Origin of the sequence: Jiangella anatolica (genome assembly GCF_003236295.1) — a bacterium.
GTDB classification, from domain to species: Bacteria; Actinomycetota; Actinomycetes; order Jiangellales; family Jiangellaceae; genus Jiangella; species Jiangella anatolica.
Window position 1 is genome coordinate 1 of sequence record NZ_POTW01000240.1, and the last position, 410, is coordinate 410.

At 58.3% G+C, this 410-nt stretch carries 1 protein-coding gene; it reads right to left on the reverse strand.

Annotated elements, in window-relative coordinates; genetic code table 11:
* Nucleotides 1–332: DNA topoisomerase (locus tag C1I92_RS35985; RefSeq protein ID WP_499799519.1), on the reverse strand; the 332-nt coding region annotated here is incomplete at its 3' end.
* Nucleotides 333–410 lie beyond the last annotated feature (78 nt).

Here is a 410-nt window from a genome sequence, read left to right on the forward strand (position 1 = left end):
GCGCTGGAACGGATCATTCCTAGCCAGCGCTCGACCACGGCATCGATGCCTTTCATGAAAAGCGCCGGGGCGTACTTGCCTTTGGCGATCATTCCTAGCGCATCCTCCCACGCCGCAGTCACCCCAGGGTCAGTCATTTCCTGGGGAATCGAGTCGATGACCTGGCAACCCAGTTCGGTGGGCCGAATCGCCTTCTTGTCCACTCGGATGAAGCTGCGGCGCTTGAGTGTTTCGATCGTTTCGGCCTGAGTCGCGGCAGTGCCAATCCCGGAGGTTTCCTTCAAGACTGCCTTCAGCTTGGGATCCTGTACGTATTTGGCCACGCTACGCATGTCCGAAATCAGGCTAGCCTCCGTGTATGGCTTGGGCGGAGTGGTTTTTGCCTGAACTTGCTCGCATGCGATCGCCAT